17 protein-coding genes and 1 pseudogene are annotated in these 25203 nt (G+C 44.9%); 7 read left to right on the plus strand and 11 right to left on the minus strand.

Going from position 1 to position 25203, the window contains the following annotated elements; all coding sequences use genetic code 11:
• Positions 1-46: 46 nt before the first annotated feature.
• The 3 genes from ACE1CD_RS30415 to ACE1CD_RS30425 all read right to left on the minus strand — a co-directional run bounded on the left by ACE1CD_RS30415 (position 47) and on the right by ACE1CD_RS30425 (position 4250).
• Positions 47-2914 carry a M16 family metallopeptidase gene (locus ACE1CD_RS30415; RefSeq protein ID WP_374827169.1) on the minus strand — a complete coding sequence of 956 codons (2868 nt, stop codon included), beginning with the start codon at positions 2912-2914 and terminating at the stop codon, positions 47-49.
• A 272-nt stretch (positions 2915-3186) separates the two neighbouring features.
• Positions 3187-3630, minus strand: coding sequence for a VOC family protein (locus ACE1CD_RS30420; protein WP_374800382.1), 444 nt, complete (start codon positions 3628-3630; stop codon positions 3187-3189).
• Positions 3631-3740: 110 nt separating this feature from the next.
• Complete coding sequence (locus ACE1CD_RS30425; protein WP_374800384.1) at positions 3741-4250, minus strand: TIGR02652 family protein; 510 nt, start codon at positions 4248-4250, stop codon at positions 3741-3743.
• 325 nt (positions 4251-4575) lie between these two features.
• Between ACE1CD_RS30425 and ACE1CD_RS30430 the strand changes: the two genes are divergently transcribed.
• From ACE1CD_RS30430 to ACE1CD_RS30440, 3 genes are all read left to right on the plus strand, one after another.
• Positions 4576-5109 carry a gamma carbonic anhydrase family protein gene (locus ACE1CD_RS30430; RefSeq protein ID WP_374827170.1) on the plus strand — a complete coding sequence of 178 codons (534 nt, stop codon included), beginning with the start codon at positions 4576-4578 and terminating at the stop codon, positions 5107-5109.
• A gap of 232 nt (positions 5110-5341) precedes the next feature.
• Positions 5342-5461 (plus strand): photosystem II protein Y, encoded by a 120-nt coding sequence (locus tag ACE1CD_RS30435; RefSeq protein ID WP_190470811.1) that lies wholly within the window; start codon positions 5342-5344, stop codon positions 5459-5461.
• A 374-nt stretch (positions 5462-5835) separates the two neighbouring features.
• Positions 5836-8940, plus strand: coding sequence for an MFS transporter (locus ACE1CD_RS30440; protein WP_374827171.1), 3105 nt, complete (start codon positions 5836-5838; stop codon positions 8938-8940).
• Positions 8941-9045: 105 nt separating this feature from the next.
• Here ACE1CD_RS30440 and ACE1CD_RS30445 read toward each other — a convergent pair whose 3' ends face one another.
• A complete protein-coding gene (locus ACE1CD_RS30445) occupies positions 9046-11181 on the minus strand; it encodes an ATP-binding protein (RefSeq protein ID WP_374827173.1) in 2136 nt (711 codons plus the stop codon).
• Between the two features lie 411 nt (positions 11182-11592).
• Here ACE1CD_RS30445 and ACE1CD_RS30450 point away from each other — a divergent pair, with 411 nt between their 5' ends.
• Positions 11593-12882, plus strand: a complete 1290-nt coding sequence (locus ACE1CD_RS30450; RefSeq protein WP_374827175.1) for a bifunctional folylpolyglutamate synthase/dihydrofolate synthase — start codon at positions 11593-11595, stop codon at positions 12880-12882.
• On the opposite strand, the gene ACE1CD_RS30455 is transcribed toward ACE1CD_RS30450, so the two are convergent.
• From ACE1CD_RS30455 to ACE1CD_RS30475, 5 genes and pseudogenes are all read right to left on the minus strand, one after another.
• Positions 12851-13537, minus strand: a complete 687-nt coding sequence (locus tag ACE1CD_RS30455; protein ID WP_374800429.1) for a response regulator transcription factor — start codon at positions 13535-13537, stop codon at positions 12851-12853. The two genes, ACE1CD_RS30450 and ACE1CD_RS30455, sit on opposite strands and share 32 nt — an antisense overlap.
• 84 nt (positions 13538-13621) lie before the next feature.
• A pseudogene (locus ACE1CD_RS30460) lies at positions 13622-14491 on the minus strand (histidine kinase dimerization/phospho-acceptor domain-containing protein); the annotation flags it as partial.
• Positions 14492-14503: 12 nt separating this feature from the next.
• On the minus strand, positions 14504-15787 hold the full coding sequence (locus ACE1CD_RS30465; protein WP_374800394.1) for an ATP-binding protein: 1284 nt from the start codon (positions 15785-15787) through the stop codon (positions 14504-14506).
• Positions 15788-15921: 134 nt separating this feature from the next.
• A complete protein-coding gene (locus tag ACE1CD_RS30470; RefSeq protein WP_374827176.1) occupies positions 15922-16638 on the minus strand; it encodes a DUF4079 domain-containing protein in 717 nt (238 codons plus the stop codon).
• 100 nt (positions 16639-16738) lie between these two features.
• Positions 16739-17116: a hypothetical protein gene (locus ACE1CD_RS30475; protein WP_374827177.1), complete on the minus strand. Its 378-nt coding sequence runs from the start codon at positions 17114-17116 to the stop codon at positions 16739-16741.
• Between the two features lie 258 nt (positions 17117-17374).
• On the opposite strand from ACE1CD_RS30475, the gene ACE1CD_RS30480 reads away from it, so the two are divergent.
• On the plus strand, positions 17375-18391 hold the full coding sequence (locus ACE1CD_RS30480) for a DMT family transporter (protein WP_374827178.1): 1017 nt from the start codon (positions 17375-17377) through the stop codon (positions 18389-18391).
• Positions 18392-18474: 83 nt separating this feature from the next.
• Here ACE1CD_RS30480 and ACE1CD_RS30485 read toward each other — a convergent pair whose 3' ends face one another.
• Positions 18475-19770 (minus strand): ABC transporter substrate-binding protein, encoded by a 1296-nt coding sequence (locus tag ACE1CD_RS30485; protein ID WP_374827179.1) that lies wholly within the window; start codon positions 19768-19770, stop codon positions 18475-18477.
• A gap of 162 nt (positions 19771-19932) precedes the next feature.
• Positions 19933-22971: a glycerol-3-phosphate acyltransferase gene (locus ACE1CD_RS30490; RefSeq protein WP_374827180.1), complete on the minus strand. Its 3039-nt coding sequence runs from the start codon at positions 22969-22971 to the stop codon at positions 19933-19935.
• A 243-nt stretch (positions 22972-23214) separates the two neighbouring features.
• Here ACE1CD_RS30490 and ACE1CD_RS30495 point away from each other — a divergent pair, with 243 nt between their 5' ends.
• The gene (locus ACE1CD_RS30495; protein ID WP_374800406.1) at positions 23215-24648 is read left to right on the plus strand and encodes a circularly permuted type 2 ATP-grasp protein; all 1434 of its coding nucleotides are present in this window, start codon (positions 23215-23217) and stop codon (positions 24646-24648) included.
• A gap of 50 nt (positions 24649-24698) precedes the next feature.
• Positions 24699-25082, plus strand: a complete 384-nt coding sequence (locus ACE1CD_RS30500) for a four helix bundle protein (RefSeq protein WP_374800408.1) — start codon at positions 24699-24701, stop codon at positions 25080-25082.
• Positions 25083-25203 lie beyond the last annotated feature (121 nt).

The raw sequence follows: 25203 nt of genomic DNA on the forward strand, positions 1-25203 counted from the left end.
TACCTTATCTTTGGTGACAAAGCAAGCTTTAGCAATGCTTTTTTATTTATCTGGCCGACGCAGAAGATCCGCCAGCAATTGATGGCCCTGCGGTCACAACAATTAAGTTATCAGGTTGCAGTAAATCTTTAGCTACCCGGTTAACTTGTTCTGGCGTAACTGCTAGGATTTTACGGGGAAAATCGCGAATTTCTGCGCTCGTGAGCCCGTAAACTTCGTTCATCAGAATTTCTGATGTTAAATAGTCAGGGTCTGCCAGTTCGACAGTATAGCTGCTGACGATCGAACGCTTGGCTGTATCTACTTCGGCAGGGGTAACGCCTTGAGAATGAACGTCTTGCAACAGAGCGATCGTGCTGGCGATCGCTTTATTTGTATCTTCCGGTGCTGTTTGCATATTAATTAAAAACAAACCGGGTTCTTCTCCTGCTTGGAAGGCGCTATAAATGCCGTAGGTGAGACCTTGGCGATCGCGAATTTCCGTTCCTAAGCGACTCGATAAGGTATCACCGCCCAAAATTTGATTTAACACCAATGTGGCGTAGTAACGCGGGTCTTTGCGATTGATACCGCGATATCCCATAAATGTGATCGCCTGTGTTTTACCGGGTATTACCGGATTCAAGCGGACAAGTTTTTGCGGTAAGGGTACGCTGGGAAAACTCAGTTTTGGCAGATTGCCGCTGGCTTTCCAGCTGCCCAATTGAGTTTCGATCAGCGATCGCACTTCTTGCGGTGCAAAGTTCCCCACCAAAGTCAGTACCGTAGTATTAGGGCGATAATGTTGCTTGTAAAAGCTCATGACATCCGCCTCGCCGATCCGCTTGAGGCTATCGTAGGTGGGATAGGCGTGGAAGGGATGAACTTCCGGGTAAACGGTTTGTTGCAAAGTCCGATATGCCAAGTAATCTGGGCTATCCAATCTTTCTTTGAGATCTGTTATCGCCCGCTGACGGCTCAGTTCCAGCTGATCTTTAGGAAAGTTGGCGTTTTGCAGCACGTCAGCTAACGTCTCAATTAAGGTGGGCAGGTCTTTAGATAAACTGTACCCATCGACGCTGACACCTTCTCTGGCTGCACCGAAGTCGAGACTCGCGCCTCGGTCTTCTAAGGTTTTCGCCAGAGTCAGGGCATCTTTTGTCTTCGTACCGTTCATCAAGTTTTCTGCTGTCAAAGCAGCTGTACCTGCCGATGCTGGCAGATCGAATTCCGTACCAGCTTGGATATAGCCGCTCAGGGTGACGGTGGGCGTGCTGCGATCGCGTATGAGCAACACTTGCAGACCGTTACTCAGTTTAAATGATTGTGGCAGCGATTGAACTGTGGATGTGGCAGATGTCGTAAACTCAGGCAGATATTTTGCTAACTCGGCTGGGTCTACTGGTCGCCCCACATTGAATTGTTCGCTTGTTTGGCTGCTACTTGTGCCTCCCCCGCCGCCATCAGCTGTCAGCTCGGTAGGTTCAAAGTAACCGACGGCGCGATCGGATTGTTGGAGGTATTTTTGAGCTACTCGCTGCACATCGGCGACGCTCACATCGGCAATTTCTTTCAGCAAGCGTTCTGTGTATCTATAGTCACCCGTACTGGTTTCGTCATCGCCCAGCTGCATAGCTTGGGCAGTGATTTCGCGGTTGCTCAGGATAACGGCGGCGCGGAATTGCGCTTTGGCGCGGTTGAGTTCTTCCTCTGTGACGCTTTGATTTTGCAAATCGGCGATCGTTTGTTGAAGAACTCGATCGATTTCCGTGAGTTTACGGTTTAGTGCTGCTGTCGCGGAAAGTTGATACCAACCACCAGCAATTAAGTTTGCCGCATAGCCTCCCGCATTGCTAGCCAGACCCGATTCTACCAGAGCTTGATAAACACGAGAACTGCGCCCCCCGGTCAAGATGTAATCCATCACCTTCAACGCCGCTACATCGGGATGATTGGTGGGTGGGAGCGGATACACTATCTGCAATATAGGTGCGCTACCTGCTTCTCGCAATGTGATAGGAGACTTAGAACTGGGGAGACTGGAAGTGGGGGAATCTTGACGTTCATTTTCTCCCGCTCTCCCGCTCACTCTCTCTCCCGCTCGATTGGGCAAATTACCAAAAATTTCTTTAACTAACTTAAGGGTGGGTTCCGTTTCGATATCTCCCACAATTACCAAGGTAGCGTTATTGGGGCTGTAGTACTTGTGATAGTAATACTGTACCTGCTCGACGGTAAACTTTTCTACATCTGCTTTGGTGCCGCCCACTGGTAAACCATAGGGTTGTGTGGGGAAAACCGATCGCATCACTGCCCGTTCTAACCGATAATCCGGCGAATTTTCGTACCCTTGCAACTCGGAAATCACCACGCGCTTTTCGCTGGCAAGTTGCTCTGCATTGATGAGGGCGTTTTGCATCCGGTCTGCTTCCAATTCCAGCATCGCCCGCAGTTTGTCTCGTTCTACAGTACCGAAATAAGCGGTTTGGTCGTAGCTGGTGAAAGCGTTGGAGTTACTTCCCAAGGCGTTGAACAGCCGTCCGAATTGAATCGGGCGATCTTTGGTGCCTTTGAACATCATATGTTCTAACTGGTGGGCAATCCCGTTTACTCCGGGTTCTTCATTGCGGGAGCCCACTTTATACCATACCTGCACCGTTACAACGGGAGCGGTATGCACTTCTTTGGTTAAAACGGTGAGCTGATTTTCCAGAACCGTTTTGCGGACGTTTTCTGTTAGGGAAAGGGATGTTTCATCCGCTGACATTGCTGCCGCTACTTGCCCTGCCGGAGCAGCTTCTGCGATATTGGAGACGGTAGCGGCAAGGGGCTGAGTTTTGCTAACCTCGCCTGAAAACAGCAGCACAGCGCTTAGGCAAAGGCTAAACAAGAATGTGGGAATGCGATATTGATGCCAATTGCTCAAAAACGACATAAATCTTCTACAAATCGAGGCTTAAATTTTAATTCGATCGCGTCAGCGCCCTGAATATCTTCTAGTTTGCCACTGGAAACTCACGGACAAGGATGGGAGGCTTGACCCCTTTTCCCAGCAATGTTAAGAGTTTTGTTAATTGTTGGTGGCCGATGTTCTTATTACTGTTAATTTTATGACAATTGGGGCTTAAAAATCGGAAATATATTTTAACTTTTGACTTTTAACTTTTGACTTTTAACTTTTAACTTTTGACTTTTGACTTTTGACTTTTAAATTGCCTTATCCAAAACGCGGATAAACTCCAAAGGCAGTCCGTCTGTATCGGCGATGAAGGCAACTTCGTAAACTCGATCGCCTATCATTTGTTGAGTCGGTTCTAGTAGAACTTTCAGCGGTTGAATTTGGTTTTGGTTCTCTTGCGACGCTCGGTCAAAGCGTTCTTGGAGATTTTTCAACCAGCTAGGCAAATCTTCTACGGTATGAGTGAGATCGAAAGATAAATGATAATATCCAACATAATGTTCGTCCTCAAAAGCGTCCGGTGCAGGTTTCGGTTCGGGAATTTGAATCAGTTCGATGCGTCCCCCCAATCCTTCCATCCAGCAAGCTAGGGTGTAACCGGTCGTAAAGCGTTCGCAGACGGTAAATCCCAGCTGTTCGTAAAAAGCGATCGCTTTATGAATATTCGCAGTACGGATCGAAGCGTGGTGCATCTTTCGATTTCAGATTTTAGATTTTAGATTTTAAATTGAATAATTGCCGAATTAAAATTACATCTGCAATTTTTCAATCTAAAATTTGAAATTACCCGCTCGCCGATTATTTATTCAAACAAGCGAAAATAAGGATATCTCACCGGCACCCCAGGCTCTTTTTCCAGGTCAAAATTAATGACTTCCCAGCAGGGTTCGTCCTTCGGGTCGGGGCTAAAATCTACCGGCAAACCGTAGAGTCGAGGACGAGCTGAATCCGACTGTCCGCGCCAAGGCGTGCTGCGTTCCAAGTAACCGCCGATCAATTCCTGATAGCGTCGAGCAATAATTACTCTTGTGGCTCGATATCCTTGAGTGTAAAGTCGGTCTAGCGCTTCGTGGATTTCAAAGCGAATCCCATCGGGATGGGTGTGCTGTCTGTACCACTCATTATTCCACTGTCGCCATTGCCGACCGGACTGGAGATGGATGAGTTCGCCCGTTTTCGGGTTAGCCTCAAAGGCACCATGACGCGGACACAAGTAGGTATCCGTCAGTGTTAGCGCCGGTATGGTTTGGCGACAGTGGGGACACTGAATCTCCGGGCCAAATATGGGGTATTGCCAGCCTGGATTCATCATGAAGTGCGTATGGGCATAATATTTTTGAGGGACGGTGCCAGTTTATTTATTTTGACATTCCCGATCGCCTAATAGGGATGGGATTGTTAAGTTCAGACCGCTCTTACCCACAGTCGCAGCTTGACGCTCTCATCTCTGGGTAACGGCGGGCTAGTCCTTAAGACTTTACCAGCTGCTCAGATCGGAAGTTTCCCAGCGCCTTTGGTTACTTCTAGTGCAAGCTTAACATCTTTACCGCGTTTACTGCGCTCTCATCTCATCAAGACTAATTAGGATGGTTATTTTGGCACAGCCAGTTGTAGATACTATATTCAAGGTAAACAATATGAGCGATCGATTGTCTTCTCTCCCATCCTACTGGCCGAGCGTCAATATATCTCAAGCTGCTTTTGTCGCCTCCAATGCAGTTGTCTTGGGTCAAGTATACCTAGCTGCGGGGGTGAGCATCTGGTACGGCGCTGTGGTGCGCGGGGATGTGGAACGTATTGAAATTGGCAAATGCAGCAATATCCAAGATGGAGCTATTTTACATGGCGATCCCGGTCAGCCTACCATTTTGGAAGATTATGTCACGATCGGACATCGCGCCGTGATCCATTCAGCTTACATCGAACGCGGTAGCCTCATCGGTATCGGTGCGGTGGTACTGGACGGCGTGCGGGTGGGTGCTGGTAGTATTATCGGTGCTGGTTCTGTAGTAACGAAGGATGTACCGCCAAAATCCCTGGTTGTCGGCGTTCCCGCCAAAAAGTTACGGGATCTCTCTGAGGCGGAAGTTGCGGAACTGATCGAACACGCCCACAAATATGAGAAGCTGGCCTTAGTCCATGCTGGTAAAGGCACGGATTTGGGTTTTTGAAGAGGGGAGAGAAAAGTCAAAAGTCAAAAGTCAAAAGTCAAAATTAAGAATTTCTTCCCGCCATCCGTTCTCCCACTCCCCCACTCCCCCGCTCCCCCGCTCCCCCGCTCCCCCGCTCCCTAACTTATTTCCGGTCACAAAATCTCCCCAGGGGCTGGAAATTTAGATCGATTCGTCGCAAAATATAAGAAAATGAAAAACAATTCATAAATCTTTAAGAGGGGAACTGGACATGGATTGGCGTTTACTCATCGTTCTACTACCGCTTCTACTTGCAGGCGGTTGGGCAGTGCGTAACATTCTCCCAGCTGCGCTCAAACAAGTTCAAGCTTTTTTGAACAAGGAAGCCTAATCTGAGAGCGTCGGCGCGAGAAAAGTCAAAAGTCGAAAGAAAAAAGCGGTTAGGGCGTCGGAAATAGGGAAGAGAAAAGAATTTCTCCACTGTCCGACGCCCTGACTATTATTTTTTGATTGAGAAAAGCTGTTATATCGACCAAATTGAGTATCACAAAAGAAATAGGTAAAAACTTTTATTTCTATAAAACATCGCCTCAAATTACTGCTTAAGAACTAGATATTAACTGCCATAAGTAAAAAAAACTTTCAACCCAATGGTGGAGGTTTTTTATTACTGTAATTGCCAACGTGAAAGGGTATTCAATTCTACATTTTATCATCGCGCAAAATTCGTTTTGCGTCCGGTTGAGCATTGATGAGGAAAATATCATGTTTCACCATGCAGAAATTGTGTTGGGATTGGCGGGCAAATCGCTGTCGATCGCCCAAATTCCCACTACAGAAGAAGTAGCCGTTATCTTTTCCAGTCCTCAGTTTTTTGTAGCATTGAGCGCGGGAATATTGATGGCTTTTGCCTTTCAATTTTTATTAACAAATTTGTCGCTGGCCGCTAAGTTTTCCGATCGAGACGATGCGATCGACTTGGATGCAGACAATGAAGATAGCTGGGGCAAAAAGTTTCGTCAAATTGAAGGCAAAGTAGGCGCTTGGGCTTTGTTAACTGTCAATACGGCTTTGTTTATCGCTTGCTTTTTGGCAGTGAAGCTGAGCTTGGTTAATAGCATCACTTTAGGTGCTATAATAGGGGTTGCCATCTGGTCGGGCTACTTTTTGTTGCTCGTTTGGATGAGTTCTAATGCTGTTGGTTCTTTAGTCGGTTCCGCAGTTAAAACAGCATCTTCTGGCGCTCAAGGAGTGATGGGTATCGCAACGGCAGCTATGGGTGCAGGTGCTGCTAACAAACAGATTGTCAATACTGTGGAAGCTTCTGTGGCTGCGGTTCGCAAAGAATTATCTTCTGCGATAGACCCGATCGGTATCCGCAACCAAGTTGAAGATTATTTGGGCGACTTGCCATTGCCAAAACTAGATTTGAATGCGATTCGCGGTGACTTGGAAAGGTTACTGGGCGATGTGGATGTCAGGTCTTTAGCTAATAGCGATGTTTTGCAGAATGTCAATCGCCAAAGTTTTGTGGACTTGGTTGCCAGTCGCACCGATTTCTCGAAAAAAGATATCGATCGCGTGGCAGATATACTAGAATCTGTTTGGCAGCAATCGTTGAATCGTCAGGTGAAAGATCCGCAAGCTGAATTGGTAAATTATATTAAATCTGCCAATCCAGAAGATCTGAGGTCGGGCAATTTAACTGCTAGGCTAGCACAAGCGATCGGCGGCAACGGACAGGATAAGAAAGAGCATAGCAATGGCGTGATGGACAAAGCCGTACAAGCTGGCGTTGGTGCGGCGATGACGGCTGTTTTGGAAAGAGTAGATCTGTCGGATGCAGATGTAGAAAAGATTTCTTCGCAACTGCAACAACTGGCAGGACAAGCAACAGACAAAGCGCAGCAATTTGGCAATAAGGTAAAAGAAAATTTGCCTTCGCTACCGCAGAGTAACCCGATGTTGGTGGATGTGGAAAATTACATCCTCAATTCTCAATCTTGGCACCTGAATCGAGAAACTATCAAGCAGGAATTCAAAGAAGTTATTCACGATTTAGAAGCTGCACCGGGATTAGTTCGTAAGCAATTGGAACAACTGAATCGCGATAATTTCGTGCAATTCTTGAATCAGCGTGGCGATTTCGATGATGATAGGGTAAATGAAATTGCCGACCAGTTTGAAGAAATTCGCATGGAAGTTTTGAATACTGTTCAAACTGGTGAGTCGGAAGAACAATCCCAAGACCTTCGCAGTCGCATTGAAAATTATCTGCGATCGACTGGTAAGGAAGAGTTGAATCCGGAAGGGATCGAACGCGACTTTACAGCACTTCTAGAAGATCCGGATGCGGGATTTGAGGCGTTGCGCGATCGTCTCGGTAAGTTCGATCGCAATACTTTGGTAGAATTGCTGGGACAGCGCGAAGATTTCAGTCAAGAAGAAGCAGAGGAATTGATCGGTCGCTTGGAAGAAACTCGCGATCGCGTTGTTTCCCAAGCACAAGAAACGCAAGCACAAGCGAAATCGAAAGCGCAAGAACTTCGTCAGCGGGTAGAATCTTATTTGCGCGATACTAATTTGGCAGAATTAAATCCAGATGCGATCGCGCAAGATTTCCAAACGCTGTTTGAAGATCCCCAAGCAGGATTGAAGGCGCTGCGAGAAAGAGTTTCGCAATTCGATCGCGAAACTCTGGTAGAATTGCTGAAGGCACGCGGAGATCTGAACGAAGAGCAAATCAATCAATTTGTCGATCGCATTCAATCGGTAGGCGATCACATTCTGCAAGCACCGCAACAAGTTAGCGAGAAAGCGAAGGAACAGTACGATCGACTGATAAATCAGATTGGCGATTACCTGCGAAACACTAACTTGGAAGAACTCGATCCGGAAGGGATTAAGCAAGATTTTGCCAAACTTTTCGAGAATCCCAAAGAAGGTGCTGTGGCGCTGCGCGAAAGACTTTCCCAAGTCGATCGCGAAACTTTGGTCAAATTGCTGAGTCAGCGAGAAGGCTTGACCGAAGACCAAATCAATCAGACAATAGATAAGGTGCAAGATGCCATTAACAGCGTTGTCAAACAACCTCGTCGCTTAGCATCTCGCGCCAAAGATAAGGTCTACGATTTGCAAGCAAGTTTGGCAAATTACCTGCGAAATACGAACAAGCAAGAACTCAATCCCGAAGGTATCCAGCGAGATTTGCAATTGCTGTTCCGTCATCCCAAAGAAGGAATGGGAAATATTGGCGATCGCATCAAGCAGTTCGATCGTTCCAGCTTGGTATCGCTGCTATCGCAGCGGGAAGATATTTCGGAAGAAGAAGCGAATCAAATTGCCGATCGCATCGTATCTGTGCGCGATCGATTCGTTCAACAAGTGCAGAACGTTCAAGATAAAATAGAATCTGCACTTGATGGTGTTTTCGATCGTATTCGCAATTACCTCAACTCCTTGGAACGTCCCGAACTGGACTACGAAGGAGTCAAGCGCGACTTCCGCAAATTGTTCGACGATCCGCAAGCGGGATTTGATGCTATCAAAGAACGTCTGAGTCAGTTCGATCGCGATACTTTAGTTGCCATTATCAGTTCTCGCGAAGATATTTCCGAAGCTGATGCTCATCGGATTATCGATCGAATTGAATCTGCACGCGACAACGTAATGCAACGTGCGGAATACCTGCAAGAACAAACGAAGCGACGCATTGAAGATATCAAGCATCAAGCTAAAAAGCAAGGCGAAGAAGCTCGCAAAGCTGCTGCAACTGCTGCTTGGTGGCTATTCGGTACGGCTGTTACTTCTGTGGCAATATCTGCATTGGCGGGTGCAATAGCTGTAGGTGGTTTAAACCTGTTTGGATAAAGGTTTAATTGGCATTTAATTAAATGATAGGCTGGCGTAAAGCTGGCCTATTTTTTTGTGCTATTTTAGGATGTAAATATGTTTGATGAAACGTCTCTACAATTTTCAATTATCCATCACTTTTCGGACTTTTTCGACTTGCTTGGGTGCGTCGATTTGTGCATAAGCTAAGATAGCAGCTTCAAAATTTGTGCGACTATTCTCGATATCTCCCATTTGTTGATAAGTCAATCCTTTTTCATAATAAACTTCTGCCAAATCGCTTTTAGCGCCTATTTGCGCCAACATTTCTATAGCTTCATCGTGCTTAGCAATGGCGGTTTCAAAATCTTCTAAATTGCGATACAAAACTGCCCAACCATTGATAGCTTGCGCTTTTGGCTGAATGCACTGAATTTTGTCAGCATAAGATAATGTTTGAGCGAACATTTCTAAGGATTTTTCATTTTCTCCTAAATTTCTATATACTATGCCAGCGATATATAAGCTATATACATGACTCCATGTTGTTAACATAGCCTCTGGTAGTTCGCCATAAAGTTTATCAGCTTTCGCAAACAAAGCCGATGCCTTTTCTCGGTCGTGTTCGGCAAAGTTGTTGTTTGAATATATGACGGCCAAACTTAACCAAGCAAACACTAAAAATAGCGGGTAGTTAGTTGCTTCGGCTAATGATTCAACTTGTTTGTAAGATTCTATTGCCGCTTCAGTTTCGCCCAGGATAACTTTACAAGTACTTTGGCATAATAAAGATATTATATTTTGTTGACCGACTTTTAAACAGAGTTTGTCTGTAGCACCATCTTGAGAATGCGATCGCAGGTAATTTTCGCCCTTTTCTATGGATATTTGATATAGTTCGATCGCTTTTTTAATTTCACCTAAATGATGGTAATGTCGTCCTAAATAACCGCTTAATATGGTCAAATAATATTCGTTTTCAATTTTATCTATTATAGTCGCGATCGTACAAGCAATATGTTGGATCAAACCAAACCTGTCGAAGGCATAATTAAGGCTTTCTGTTTCCCCCATGCTACTTAACGGAGTTGGTCGAGCTTTTAAAATTACTTGACAAGCTAGCTCGAATTCGTTTATTGCTACGTAATGATGATAAGCTTCTAAAGCTTTAAACGCATCTTCGATATCGTCAACTATCTCAACACTTGCACTCCAAAATTCTGCCGCCTTTTCATTGACAAACTCCCATTCTTCGCTCGCTCTCAGCCTTTTAATCGCTTCGGCGCGAATTACGGAATGCAGCCAATATTCACTTTTGTAGAAATCGATTAACGAGCGATCGCACAGCGATTTTACAACATATATGCGTTCCTCCGAAGGCACATCCCACAATAAAGATAAAATTCCTTCTAGGGATATCGATCGCACATCTTGATAGCGATAGCATCCCAGCCGACATAAAAGTTTATAAGCTTGCGGATCGAGCTGTTCCAAGCGGTTCAACTGACTGACAACTAAATTTTCTAAATCTCCTTGAATCAATAAATTATTTTCATTGGCTTGCCAAAAATTATTGCTATCCCCATGCCAATCTTTTTGGATAGTTCCGCTCAAAATTCGCATAGCTTTCGCATTACCGCTATAAGCTTGGTGCATGGTATTTAAACAACGAGAATCGACAGAGAGATTTTGGTTGAGCAAAAATTGTTCCCACGCACTTATATCTAAACCGGGTAACCGATAATTTTGAAAATTTACCGCCGATTCTCCCAATCTCTCCCGACTGGTAATTAAGGTCAAGGAATGAACAGATGGATCGGCCAGCACTCTCAGTAATTCCACATAATCTCGATGTGCGGGGATAAACTTACCATTTCCATCTAAAGCCGGTTCGAGGTTATCAATTAAAATACCGACTTTTCGATTTGGTTTTCGCAATTGCATCCTCAACCGTTCTAGAGAAATACCGAATTCTCTGGCTGGTTCATCTTGGAAATGTCTTCTTAACCATTCCTCTACTACACTTCTGGCATTCGTAATATTCTGGGTTTCTTTAGCCATCCAAAGGTCTAGAATTACGTCAAAACCCTGCGTTGCCAAGTACTGGCACGACAATACGGTCTTGCCTACACCTCCCTCACCCTGGATCAGAATTATTTTTGTTCTTTGCTTAACCAAAATCTTGAGGTCTGCGATCGCTTTCTCGCGGCCAAAAAAATAAATATTATTAGAAGCTTTTAAATTTTCTTCTAACTCGGTAGAAGAGATAGAATTGGACATAGCTAAATTTCAAGATTTTGGTGTATGCTAAATTCTTACAAGTCTAAATCATTAGAGAAGTGAGTGACAAGCAAGAGATGGCCCCTGCTTCGCACTTAGAGTGGTAAGCAAAACGGGTAAATTTGCCACACACTTTTTGGCTAAGAAATTAGCCAGAGAGTGTGTGGCGTTTGGGGAGTAAGGAAAATTAACTATACCCTGCACCCCAGACCATCTGTCAAGTATTCACATAGTCAGGCGGAGAAACCGGATTTATTAGGTTAAAAAATCCGAAAATTTGCTATAACTACGGGAAGAAACCCAATTTATGAAATGATTTGGGACAAAAATAGATTCTCACACCCGATACCGAAAAACATAATAATATAGTAATTTGTCAGTTTAACTCGGCAGTCAGCCATAACTAACAAAGTGCTTTCACCTGAAAACGCGAACATCGATAAAATCCTCAAAGCATTCCAACACTTCGGGGTTAATCTCGGATTAGAACGGATTCAACAACTTCTAGCCGACTTAGGTAACCCCGATCGCCAAGTACGTATTATCCATGTTGCGGGAACTAACGGCAAAGGTTCGGTTTGCGCGTATCTCTCCTCCGTATTAACAGCAGCAGGTTATCGCGTCGGACGATATATTTCTCCTCATTTAATCTCTTGGAACGAACGCATCTGTCTCAACGAAAAACCAATTTCTTCTCAAGAATTACAACAATTACTCCTCCAAGTGCAATCTGTCATTAAACCAAATGCAGAATCTCCCACCCAGTTTGAAGTTATCACCGCCGCCGCTTGGTTGTATTTCGCGCAACAAAAAGTAGATGTGGCAGTAATTGAAGTGGGATTGGGAGGAAGACTGGATGCAACTAATGTTTGTTCCCCCTTGGTAACAGTAATCACTTCTATTAGTCGCGAGCATTGGCAAGTTCTCGGCCCAACTATAGCGGATATCGCCAGAGAAAAAGCGGGTATCCTCAAACCGGGATGTCCTGCTGTTATCGGTCAGTTACCGCCAGAAGCAATAACAGTTGTGAAAAACCGCATTCAGGAATTAGGTTGTCCGGCGATTTTCCCACAACCTGCGATCGCATTACCAACACTAGGGGAAAAATGGGCCGAATATCAAGGAATTCAATATCCGTTACCCTTGTGGGGAGATTTCCAACTGGCTAATTCCGCGTTGGCGATCGCATCCCTCCAACTCCTCCAACAACAAGGTTGGCAAATTTCTCAGGATGCGATCGTTTCTGGGATGGCTAAAACTAAATGGCTGGGAAGAGTGCAATGGACAAGTTGGAAAAATCAGCGCATATTAATAGATGGCGCTCACAATCCCGCAGCTGCGATCGTTCTCCGTCAATATGTCGATACCCTCGATCCCAAATCTGTCACCTGGGTGATGGGAATCCTCTCTAGCAAAGATTGTGACGATATCTTTAAAGCTTTACTTCGACCATCCGATCGATTATTTTTAGTGCCAGTTCCAGACCCAAATTCTGCTCATCCAGAAGATTTAGCAACTCTCGCTCGTCATATCTGTCCGGAATTAGCTTTAGTCGAAATTCATCCCGATCTAGTTTCTGGTTTAGCAGCTGCGATCGCATCCGATCCCAGTTTACTTGTTTTGTGCGGTTCTCTTTATTTAATCGGTCATTTCTTAAGTCTCGATCGTTCTACTCCCGCAAGCAATAACCCACACCTCTAACTGTGTGAATCAGACGTTTTTCATTACCTTCTTCTAGCTTCAGGCGTAGGTAGCGGATATAAACCTCAATAATATTGGAATCACCCATGAAATCGTAACCCCAAACTTTTTCTAAAATTTGCTCCTTAGTGAGTACCTGACGGGGATGACTGAGGAGGTAGTCGAGTAAATCAAACTCTTTAACTGTTAGTTCGATGCTGCGCTGACCCCGCAATACTTCGCGAGTGCGGCGATTTAAGCTGATATCTTGAAATTGCAACAAATCTGTTCCATCTTTATCTTCCTTTGTGCGACGCAGATGAGCGCGAATTCTGGCGAGGAGTTCTTCAATACTGAAAGGTTTCACAACATAATCATCAGCTCCCGCATCCAAACCTGCAACGCGATCGCTCACTTCATCTCTTGCTGTGAGCAAAATTGCTGGCGCTTTAATACCTGTTGTTCGCAAACGCCGACAAAGTTCAACACCCGTCAGTCCCGGTAACATCCAGTCTAAAATCAGCAGATCGGGTGAAGTCTCTCGTGCTAGTATCAGACCGCTCATACCGTCGTGCGCCACGCTGACGCGATACCCCTCGCTGCACAATTCTAATTCAATAAACCGAGCTAGCTTAATTTCATCTTCGACTAAGAGAATGTGTGCAGTTGGGGTCATGGCGGTTCTATCTCCACTCGCACAAGATAAACTTTCCATTAGTTCTGGCTGATGCTTGTAGTTTTGCGGTTGATTTTCCCTTGCTCGATCGAGTAAGTTCTGTAAAATTTGTACCATGCGTTCGGCTTCTTGGGTAGCTGTTTGCAGTGCTTGGCGTTGAAAATCGGTCAAATTGTTACCGCGACGCAGCAAACTTTGCAGGTATCCGTAAACCAAACTGAGCGGTGTACGCAGTTCGTGAGAAATGCGATCGGCAAAATGTTTTTGTTGCTCTTTTGCATCGTTAACAACAACAGTGAGTTCTCCTACTTCCCGTTGGAGTAGCTGGTTGAATTGACGAAAAGGCTGAAGCGATTGTGCCAGGATATAAGCTGTCAGTATGATTAATGCGGGTAAAAATAGTCCGATCCCGATTGCCAAATTGCGGATAATTGCTGTGGCGTCTAATTGTAATTCCGTCACATCTTGTGCAATATACAACTGGTTACCTCCTGACAGTGCTTTGCTGGCGATCGTCAAGTGATATCCAGCCATTTGATAGCGTCGAAATTGAGCCGGTAAAAGCTGGAGAGACATTAAAGTAGGTTGAATATTTTTCAGCTTTGAATTCAACTGTTTGGACTGTACCATCACTTTGCTGTCTGCTTGCTTGACCCAAAACCACATGGTTGGAGATGACCACCGATCTACCATTGTTTGCAATGTATCTAACGAATCGGTAAATTCGTGAGTTTCTTCCATGTCTTTAGCAAAGTGAGTCGCTGCTAAATTTACCGTTTGTTGAGAGGTTGTCATTAATAAGCGATCGACTTTCCAGCTTGTCCAGATTGCCATACTCACCAAAACTGGAATCGCAATCAGCAATATTTTTATAGTTATACTGAACAAGAGAGAATCGTAATTTCTCCAGGTTATTTTAATTATTTCTATAACTTTATTAATTAGCTTTACCATTGCTTTGTAAATTCATAGTTTATTTTTGATTAATAAAGGAATGTAAATACTAGCGATCGTCCCCGTTTCTTTAGCAGACTTAATCGAAAATATGCCGTTGTGAGCATCTACAATTCGTTTGACGATCGCCAGTCCTAACCCAGTTCCTCCAGATTTTGTAGAACAGAATGGTTGCGTTAGTTTCGGTAAAATATGAGATGGGACGATCGTACCACCATTACGAATTTGGAGGCAAGCTTGTCTCAAATCTTTACTTAGTTCGACTTCACAGGTAACGGCTTCTCCGGGTGCGATCGCTTCACATCCATTCCGCACCAAGTTAATCAATACCTGCTTCAGTTTATCTTTATCTCCCATAATTGTAACTCCACTTGATGTCGGGATAAACTCTATTTTCCGTTCCACTGCTTCAGGCATTTCCCTCAGAACGGAGAGCATTTTTTGCATGAGCGAATTTAGCTCTATTTCTTCTAATTGTAGGACTTGAGGTTTGGCATAATGTAAAATTTCGCTCAATAAATTTTGCAGCCGATAAGCTTCATCAATTGCTAAAGAAACTCTTTCCCGATCGGGCGCGGTAACAGACTTTTTCTTAAAATAATTTAAGCCCATCATTATCGTAGTGACTGGGTTGCGAATTTCATGCAATATCGTCGCCGCAAATTCTCCGATCGCTGCCAATCTTTCCTGTTCGATTAATTTGGCTTGAGTGGCTCGCAATTCCTCAGTGCGTTTGGCAACTTCCGCTTCTAAAACCTCATTAAATTGTCGCTGCTGCTGATAGAGATTGTAATCATTAATTGCCGTTGCCGCTCGTTCGGCAAACAACTCTGCCACCCGCATTTCTTCTTCTAAAAAACGACGAGATAACACACAAAAAGAGCAAATTGTTCCGATAACTTCCCCGTAGGATGTGCGAAGGGGAACTCCCAAATAGGAGGCATATCCTTCTGGAGGTTGGCCATACTCTTGACAAGCTAAAGCATCTTCTACAGCTAGTGTTTGTCCGCTTCGCACTACAGTCTCGGTCAGCAATCCGTGTAATGAATAAATATGCTCTCCTTCCCCCATATCCAAGCTGCTTGCCATTACTTTTTCTTTGCCATCCTGACATAGAGTGACAACAGACCAGTCGAGTCCAAGTAGCTGACTTAAGCCGGAGGCAATATCGTGCAGGTAGCGATCGAGTTCGCCAGCGCGATAGTTAAGAGAAGATAAAACTTCCAGAATCCGCTGGGCCTGCTGCCAAGCACGAGGACTGCCTAACGCGATGTCATCTCCTGAAGGTAGAGTCATAGTGAATGTTTAGGGGTACGAAAACTCGCACAGAGCGATCGTCTATTTATCTGTCGAGTTTCTTAGCTATTTATTACCCCTATTGAAAACTATTTCTCTCCTTTTTTAGCTTTTTTTTATAAATTACTGGCGAACTATTGCTGGGGCGTCGTCGCCGGACAAGATTTGTTCGCAAAATCGCACTGATAAATATAAGGTTCTTGCCAGCTTAATGGAATTTCTAACAAATCCCGCGCCCCTGTGATTGCCTGCCCTAAAAATAAAACCAATGCAATCGAGTTTAACACTGTATGCACAATTCGCCAGCGATTTGTTTTATCTCGGTAAATTTCGGGAACGATCGCTAAAGAAAAAATCATGAGTAGGGCAGCAATTATCCCATAATAGTAATGGGAAACAAACCATTCACTATCGCGCCTGAAAACTCCTTCTTGAAATCCTAAAATTACTAATCCCGCACCTGTTAGACTCGCAAAAACTCCTCGCCACAATTTATTACTAGCTTTTTGTAGGAAAAAAAGAGCAGCTATGGTTGCCACAAACATCAAAACGATAAAGCCAACTTGTAAAGGTCGATCGATCCAAGTTTGCTTCGCCAATATATGTTTGATAAAAATTGAATAAGCTAGTGCAATTAAGGTAATTCCTACAACTGAAATTGCCAGATACCGACCTAACTTCAGATGTTCCTGTCCGGAGATAGGAGGAATTTTACTTTTACCCCCACTGGCATTTTGTAGTCGCCTTTGTCTGACTTGCCACGCTAAATTAATGACATTGCCAATCAGGGGATAGACAACGATCATTGCGATCGCCGGATGGATAAGGGCGATCGCATCCTTCAATTCCATACTAAACCTCCCAGTCGTGAATGTGGATTTAAAAGTGAATAGTAGGTAGTAGGTACAAATCACTAATGGCCAAGTCCCAACCACCTACTACCTGTGAGAATTACTTCACTTCACTAGCCATAAATGCGTTAATTCGACCTTTTCTGACCGCAACGACGACATCGTAAGTAGCGCAGTAAGCGATCGTCACATCATTTGCTTTGTTGTAGAGATTAACTACCATACCCGCACCACCGGGTTGAACGGCAATTGGTTCTAGGTCGCCAAAGAAGAAACGGCGGAGTTGGTCGCCACTACCAAACTGGCCTTTATTTTTAATCAGCATATCGATTTTTTGTTGAGCGCTCAGACCAGTAGAATCTTTCATTTCTTGCGCTGATGCTTCAAACAATGAAGGATTCAGATTTTTTAATGGGTAACCAGTAACGGTGACTAAACCAACGAGGGTAATACTTGCAAGGATGGGAGCTAGTTTCATGGCTGATATCCTGGTGGGAAAAATGAACTACAGCAACTTAAAAATGCTTGAATACTTTCTGTTAAGAGTTGGAAGTTCGATTGATTCATCCAACTATCTGAAGCATAAACAGTCTATCTGAGGAGGATCTGAAGTATGTCTGAGAGTTCGCTGAATCTTAGGTTAAGGATAAATTATTAAATTCTCAGCATTTTCTCAGCTAATTTTGTCATACTCAAAAACGAATAAATATCAAGATTTTTTTTGACAAGCAAAACTATGAGCTTGATTAAGAGAATTCCCGGACAAGCTTATTTGTGGATAGCAGTTATTTTGTTTGCTGCATCCAACTCAATTGTGCGTAAACTAGCTGAAGTCGGCGAGCAACATCTAGTAGCAGGCAGAAATCCCATTTCTCCTTGTAATGTTTTATTTGTCAGCAACATTTGTGCTTTACTTGTTTTGCTTGTCATCAACTATCGCCACTTAAAGTTAGACTTATTGAAGCAAATTTCCCGCCGAGAATGGCTAGCGACGATCGCAGTTGCTATTTTATCGGGAGCGCTGGCTCCCGGTTTTATTTTTCAAGCGCTAACTCTGACCAGAGTGACTAACGTCATTTTAATCGGAAGAATTGAACCTCTGCTGATTTTGCTGTTATCAATTTGGTTGTTCAAAGAACGGCTCGATCGTTGGGAAATAGGAGGAGCTTTAATTTGCTTTATAGGCGCTATTCTCAGTTTTCAATTGCAAAATATGGGGATGGGGAGTACAATTGGCTTTGGCAGGGGTGAGTTTTTAACTTTGATAGGAATATGTGCTGGAATGAGCGGAAATATTATTAGCAAAGCTTTCCTAACTCGCATTGCTCCGGAAATTATGACTATTATGCGTATGGGAATAGCCACAATAGCATTTTTTTGTCTCGCTATGTATCTTTATGGCAGCGCACATTTTGCCGAGGCATTTTCACCATTTTTATGGCAGTGGATGTTAGTTTACGGTGCCCTAATCGTAGCGATCGGCCAATTTTGTTGGTCTAAAGGATTAAAAAATTCTAACTTATCTCAAGCTTCTTTAGCAAATTCTTTTAGTCCGATTGCGGGCGTTATCGCAGCTTACTTGATTTTGAATGAAAAACTGACTCTAGGCGACTCTATTGCCATCAGCGCGATCGTCTGCGGTTTACTTTTAAGTCAGATGGGAATTAGGCGGAGAACTTTAATCGCCACCCGCATGACGCATTTGAATGCTGTCAGACAAGCCGAAACTGGGCTTGGTTTTAAGGGAGTTTAACTCTCTCCAAAAATTGTTGTGGGATAGGCATCCTGCCTGCCTTTCTTATCATTTTCTGGAGAGGTCTATTAAATGCTTAACACTTATCGATCGTTCCACCCCTTCGCTGCATCCGCCACAGCTTGTTCCACCGATTTCTCACCCAACATCGCCGCCTGCAAATTATCGTAAATTAACGTTTGCAGCACATTCACATCCTTCATCGCCGGCAGCAAAACTTCCGCCTGCTTCATTTGATTGGCGCTGACAACACGCGCCTTATCCGCAGACGTAGCATGACGCGGAACAGTTTTGAAATAATTATCTTGCAGCGCCTTCACCGTGGAAGGCAAAGTATTAGCAGCTTTAGCAAAAGCCAACTGATTTTCATCGTCAGTCACAAACAAAGCAAACTTAAGCGCCGCATCAGGAAGGTCTGTATTGCGGGGAATCGCCAAATTCATTACCGCCACGCTTTTTTTACCAGTTTTTCCAGTAATTTGGGGTGCAGCAACAGAAACTTGCGCGATCGCAGGTGCATTTTTTGCGATCGTACTCAAAAACTGGGCACCCGATCGCAGCAAAGCCGTTTCCCCAGACTGGTAAAGTTCGATCGCACGCCTGTGTCCTTGCGTCAAAGCTTCTTTCGGTAACAAACCATTTTTATATAAATCTACCCAATATTGAAATGCCGCCTTACCTTCCGGTGTATTAAACGCCGCCTTACCTTCTGCATCCACCAGCTGCACACCCATCTGCACAAAAGATTCCAGCACCTCCGCCGAATCTCCCGGTACAAAAGTTACAAAAAACGCATACTTACCAGTCTTATCCTTCACCTGTTTAGCTACCTTTGCCAACTCTTCGTAACTAGCCGGCGGCTTGGTAATACCAGCTTGTTTAAACAAATCTTGATTGTAAATAGTAATATCTGTCGCCAAATACCAAGGAATACCAAAACTCTTCCCGTCGAACGTGCTAGCCTTCCAAATATTCGGCAAATAAACTTCCCGTTCCTGACTGGAAATCTTACTATCCAAATCCAGCCAAGCATTGCGAGCAGCCAACTGAGAAGCAAAATCTGGATTCAAGTTTACCACATCCGGAGCAGTCTTCGCCGAAACCGCCGTCAGAATTTTAGTTTCCATCGCCGACCAAGGTACATCTACCCAACGCACCTTCACACCCGGATTTTTCGCCTCAAAACTAGCAATCAACTTATTGAAGTAATCTGTAAATTGCGGCTGCAACTGCATCGTCCAGAACTCAACCTCCTGTCGATCGCCACTTGTAGCTTGTCTACTTACCACATTGCCACTGCTGCAACTAACTGCCCAGCTTACCAACAACCCCAACAGAGCAAAAATTCCCCAACGTTTCCAAGTTTTATATCCGCGCATCTCTAGCTTGATTCCACTTTTCTTACAAATAGTTCGTCAATTGATTGTTACCAACAAATAGTATCAAATTACCGTTTTTTTCGTATAATTGATGTTGCGATTGGGTAAGTTGTTAATCAGAGCGCTGAAGCGCAACAACATACCTTTATGCAAGTTGGGTTATTAAAGTATTTCGACTGTTCCCCTAGTTCCATCAATTCGCACTTGCTGTCCGTTTCGCAGCAGACGAGTGGCATTGTGAATATCCATGACTGCGGGAATGTTATACTCGCGAGCGACGATCGCACCGTGCGATAAACGCCCACCCACTTCTGCAATCAATCCACCCGCACGGGCTAACAGGGGAGCCCAGCCAGAATCTGTGTATTCTACCACGAGGATGGTATTTTTGTCAACTTCTCCCAGCGCTTGCAAATTCCGCAACACTTTCACGCGACCCTCGACTTGTCCGGGACTGGCGGCTATTCCTTGCAGTTGTTGGCTGGCTTCGCTGACGCCAATTCTGAGCATAGCAGCTGGCGGTGCATTGCCGTACACCACGGGCGGTACTGTTTCTAATTGTCGGTCTTGTTCGAGTTGCGATCGCCTCTGTAGTACCAACTGCGCCAATTCCTCGGCGATTGTTTGATTTCCCTCAGCGATAAAGCGGCGAATTTCCGATAATTCCACAAAAAAGAGATCGCCAGCTTGCTTAAGCACACCTGTATTTAACCAGATTTGCTCTAGCGCGATAAAGTTCCAGCGCAGTTCTGCCAGCAACTTGCTGTAAACTTCCGTCACCCTACCTTTGAGATCCAAACGACGCTGTAGAGAACTTTGTCTTTTGCGTTGCGATTTTTGAGTAGCAGAACGTTGTTGCAAATCGGAATTTTCTGCGATCGAAGGAGGATTAAAAACGAACTGTGCAAACAATTCCCGAACTGGACTGGGGTCTTCTTTCCATGTAGGAACGGCAATATCTGTTCCCACATCGCTGAGATAGCCGTAGTTATCTAAAAATTCGTCAAATTGTTGTAAAATTGACTCACCATCCGGAATTTCCGCTAATCTGGCAAACAGGGTAGGCGCAAAATCTCGATCGCTTTCCAGATTGTTTAATTGCGATGGGGATAGCAGATGACGAGCAGCATTTGCAAGTTCCCGCAGACTTCGCAAACTCGCAACTTCCGGCGTCTGACCGGCATCCAATTCGCCATCTTTAACCTTTAGGATTGCCTGCCGCAATGCCAAACTCAAAGGTGCCAAAATACTGTAAAATGTCGCACGCTTGAGTAAATTGAGGATGAAGTCGATTCTTTCTAGGATTGCTTGCGGGTCGGAGTGGGGGAGAGTCGCAGCGCGTCCTATTTCTGGCCGACTTTGGCGCAATTCCGCTAAAGCCGGGGCAAAATGTCGTCGATAATCTCGTTGAAAATCTTTTTCCAAACGCAATTCGCGACGCAATAGGCGGAGTAATCCCGGTACATTTTGCCAAGTGGAACGCCAAGGTGGTTTGCTAAATTTAGCACCTCTAGTCAAAAATTCCAAACTTTCCGCAGGTAATCCCATTCGGCGAAAAATTTGTCCTAACAAAGTAGCATTAAAATAAGCGCGAGAGTAATGCAATGTCGCCGTTTCGTTGAAATCCAAACCACGCACCCGTTTATCTAAAACTAAGGTAAAAATTTCTCCCCAAACGCCACAAGTCAGAGGGCGATTAATCGACCAAGTGAGTGGGCGAATCAATCCTGGAATCACTTCGGCGGCAATTTTGCGCGTCCAAATCGGCCATAAATTAGTAATGGGACGCGATTGCAAAATCCACAATGTTTCGCCATCGTAACTCCACTCGATATCTTGCGGGATACCGTGATAGCGATTTTCCAATTCTCGCGCCAGAATTGCCACTTGTCGAATTAACTTTTGGGGAACATCTCCTTCGCCTTCCACAACTACTTCTAAGTTTGGAGTGGGAGAGGAGGGAAGTTGGAGATTTTCCTGATTTTTGACAATAACGCGATATTGTTCTGGCGTGACTTTACCGGAAACTACTCGCGAAGCAGCTCCGGGTAAAGCTTCGATCGCCACCGCATCACCATGTCCTAAAATAGGATCGCGGCTGAACGCAACTCCAGAAAACGCACCAGAAACTTGTTTTTGAATTACCACCGCCATACTCGCTTCTGGAAGATATCGCTGTTGGCGATAATCAACCGCACTCGGTAAATTGTAAGAAGCTTGACAGCGCAGAATTGCCTGTTGCAGAGCTTCTCGACTGGTAACATTTAAAATAGTTTCATACTGTCCAGCCGCAGAAGCAAGTTCGGAATCTTCCCCAATTGCAGAAGAACGCACCACCAAAGGCGATGTGGGAGAAGGCTGCAAAGATTCTATCAAAGGTACGGGGTCGTCTCCCGGCGGCAATACCCATCCATCCGGCACCGAGTAACCCCAGTGTTTTAATTGAGATAGAGTGGCAGCTTTTTGTCCGACTTTAGACGCATCTAGCTGTTGGTCGAGAGAAATCATAGCTTTGTCGCCGCGAAAAAAGCGAAACATTTTTTCAGAATCCGCCTGTCCTGCTTCTGGGCGAAGATCGAGATCGTCGGGTATCTTTTTATATATCCAGCCGATTAACATCGCCAGCGATATCGCCACAAAAATGCGATCGTACTCGTGGGGATGCAATAATGCCAACATCAGCGGAAACAGGATTAACACTGCTATCCTTCCCGCACTCCGCTCCCGCAAAATTGTAAAGCTGATTCCCCCAATCAAAAACACCAATCCCGCCACCCGGACATCGTGGAAAACAAAGCCCCACACTACATTAGTTGTACCGGCTCCTTTTCCCATCCAGTATCGCCCCATGACCAAAGCAAGCAGAGCGATTAATTCCCACGTCGCGGATGGCGATATAACTTGTGCAGGGTGAAATAGCCCTCGCGTCAGCATTTCCCACACCGAGTCCCCTGGCGCAAAGAAAGCACGCGCCAACATTACAGCTGCGATACCTTTTCCCGCTTCCGACAGCACAGCTAGAATACCCGCCAGAGTTCCCCCGTGGTAAAATGCTGCTTGCACGCCGATATTTCCAGTGCCGATGTCTCGCAGCTTTCGCCGCTTCAGTGCGTAGACTATCCATCCTGTCAGGGGCAGTCCCCCCAACAGCGGACAGATAATCAAAATCAGCAGTACACCCCAAACTTGCGTCAGTGTCATGAGGCAGTCGAGTTACAAATAAGAAACTTAATATATATGTTGGGTTTCGTTACCTCAACCCAACCTACAGTTTACTTGGTTATTCCTATTTACAGGTGGCGCATCACACTTTAGGCTGAAATGATGAGCGATCGCCATTGGTCTGTAACTCGTCAGCAGTCAGCGTCATAAATCGGGATAGCAAAAAATTCGATCGCCAATTACCTTTTTACTAAGCCTTTTCACTTATCACCAATACCCCATATGCGATTTGATACTTACGAACCAGGAGACTTCTATGATGAACTCTTTATCGCCAAAGAGCAACCCCGCCCAGAGGCGAGCCTTTTAATCGAAAGGATTAATTCCCTACCAGCAGAGGAACTTCTGCACCGCCAGCAAGTCGCCCAATCAGCCCTCTTCAAGCTGGGAGCGACTTTCAACGTCTACGGCGATAATCGCGGTGCGGAACGTATCTTTCCCTTTGATGTCATTCCCCGCATTGTTTCGGCGCAAGAATGGGAGGTACTGGAAAAAGGACTCAAGCAGCGCATCTACGCCCTGAATTGCTTTATCGCAGATATCTACGACGCTCAAAAAATTATCAAGGATGGCGTTATCCCTGCGGAATTAATTGCTTCCGCCAAAGGATTTCTGCAACCTTGCATCGGATTAAAACCTCCCGGAGGAATTTGGTGTCATATCACCGGCACGGATTTAGTGCGAGACAAAGACGGTCAGTGGTACGTTTTGGAAGATAATCTTCGCTGTCCTTCCGGTATCTCCTACGTCTTGGAAAACCGCCGGGTGATGAAGTCGTCCTTCCCCAAACTATTCGAGACAATGGCAATTCGACCCGTGGACGACTACCCCAGCCATTTGCTCGAAACTCTGCTCAATCTAGCACCTACCAATTTAACAGACCCGACTGTAGTAGTTCTTACCCCCGGCATCTACAATTCTGCGTACTTCGAGCATTCTTTTCTCGCCCAGCAAATGGGAGTCGAACTGGTGGAAGGCAGAGATTTGGTAGTGGCGGATGGCTACCTGCAAATGCGTACCACCAAAGGATTGCAACGAGTTGATGCTATCTATCGTCGCATCGATGACGACTTTATCGACCCGCAAGTATTTCGCTCCGATTCGATGTTGGGCGTACCGGGTTTAACTGAAGTTTACCGCAATCGTCGGGTGGCGATCGCCAACGCCTTGGGAACGGGAGTCGCCGACGATAAAGTCATCTACGCCTACGTTCCCCAAATGATTCGCTACTACCTTGGCGAAGATGCCATTTTGCAAAACGTTCCCACTTACCTGTGCTGGGAAGAGAAACAATTAAACTATGTTCTTGCCAATTTAGACAAACTTGTGGTAAAATGCGCCAACGAATCCGGCGGCTACGGTATGTTAGTTGGCCCGCACGCCACACCGGAAAAACGATCGGAATTTGCCCAATTAATTCAAGCCAATCCGCGCAATTATATTGCCCAACCTACCCTTTGCCTATCGCGAGTTCCCACAATAGTAGACGATTGTTTTGAAGGATGTCATGTAGATTTACGTCCTTATATTCTCTACGGCAAAGATATCTACGTACACCCAGGCGGTTTAACTCGCGTTGCCCTCAAAAAAGGTTCTTTAGTAGTAAATTCATCCCAAGGTGGCGGATCGAAAGATACTTGGGTACTCGCCAATTAGGTAATGGTCAGTGGTCAGTTGTTAGTTGTTAGTGGATATTGGTAAAACAAATGACAAAACCGAATTTTCAAAACCTGCACGTTTACAAGTTGTCTGAGAAGCTAGCAGATGAGATTTGGACAATAGTCAACAAATGGGATAAATTTGCTAAGTATACGATCGGCAAACAAATTGTTCGTGCAGCAGACAGCATCGGTGCTAATATCGCAGAAGAAAGCGGTCGGTATAACTTTCAGGACAATCGACGTTTTGTAAGGATAGCACGAGCCTCTTTGTATGAAACAAGACATTGGTTAAGACGAGCTTACACTCGCAAACTTTTAACAGATGAGCAAATACATAAGTTTATTCCAATTGTTGATGAATTGTCACCTAAGCTAAATGCTTACCTCAACTCTATCGGCAATACTCCCAAAAAAACAACTGACAACTGACAACTGACAACTGACAACTGACAACTGACAACTGACAACTGACAACTGACAACTGACAACTGACAACTGACAACTGACAACTGACAACTGACAACTGACAACTGACAACTGACAACTGACA

It is taken from the genome of Aerosakkonema sp. BLCC-F183, assembly GCF_041929145.1.
GTDB lineage: Bacteria > Cyanobacteriota > Cyanobacteriia > Cyanobacteriales > Aerosakkonemataceae > Aerosakkonema.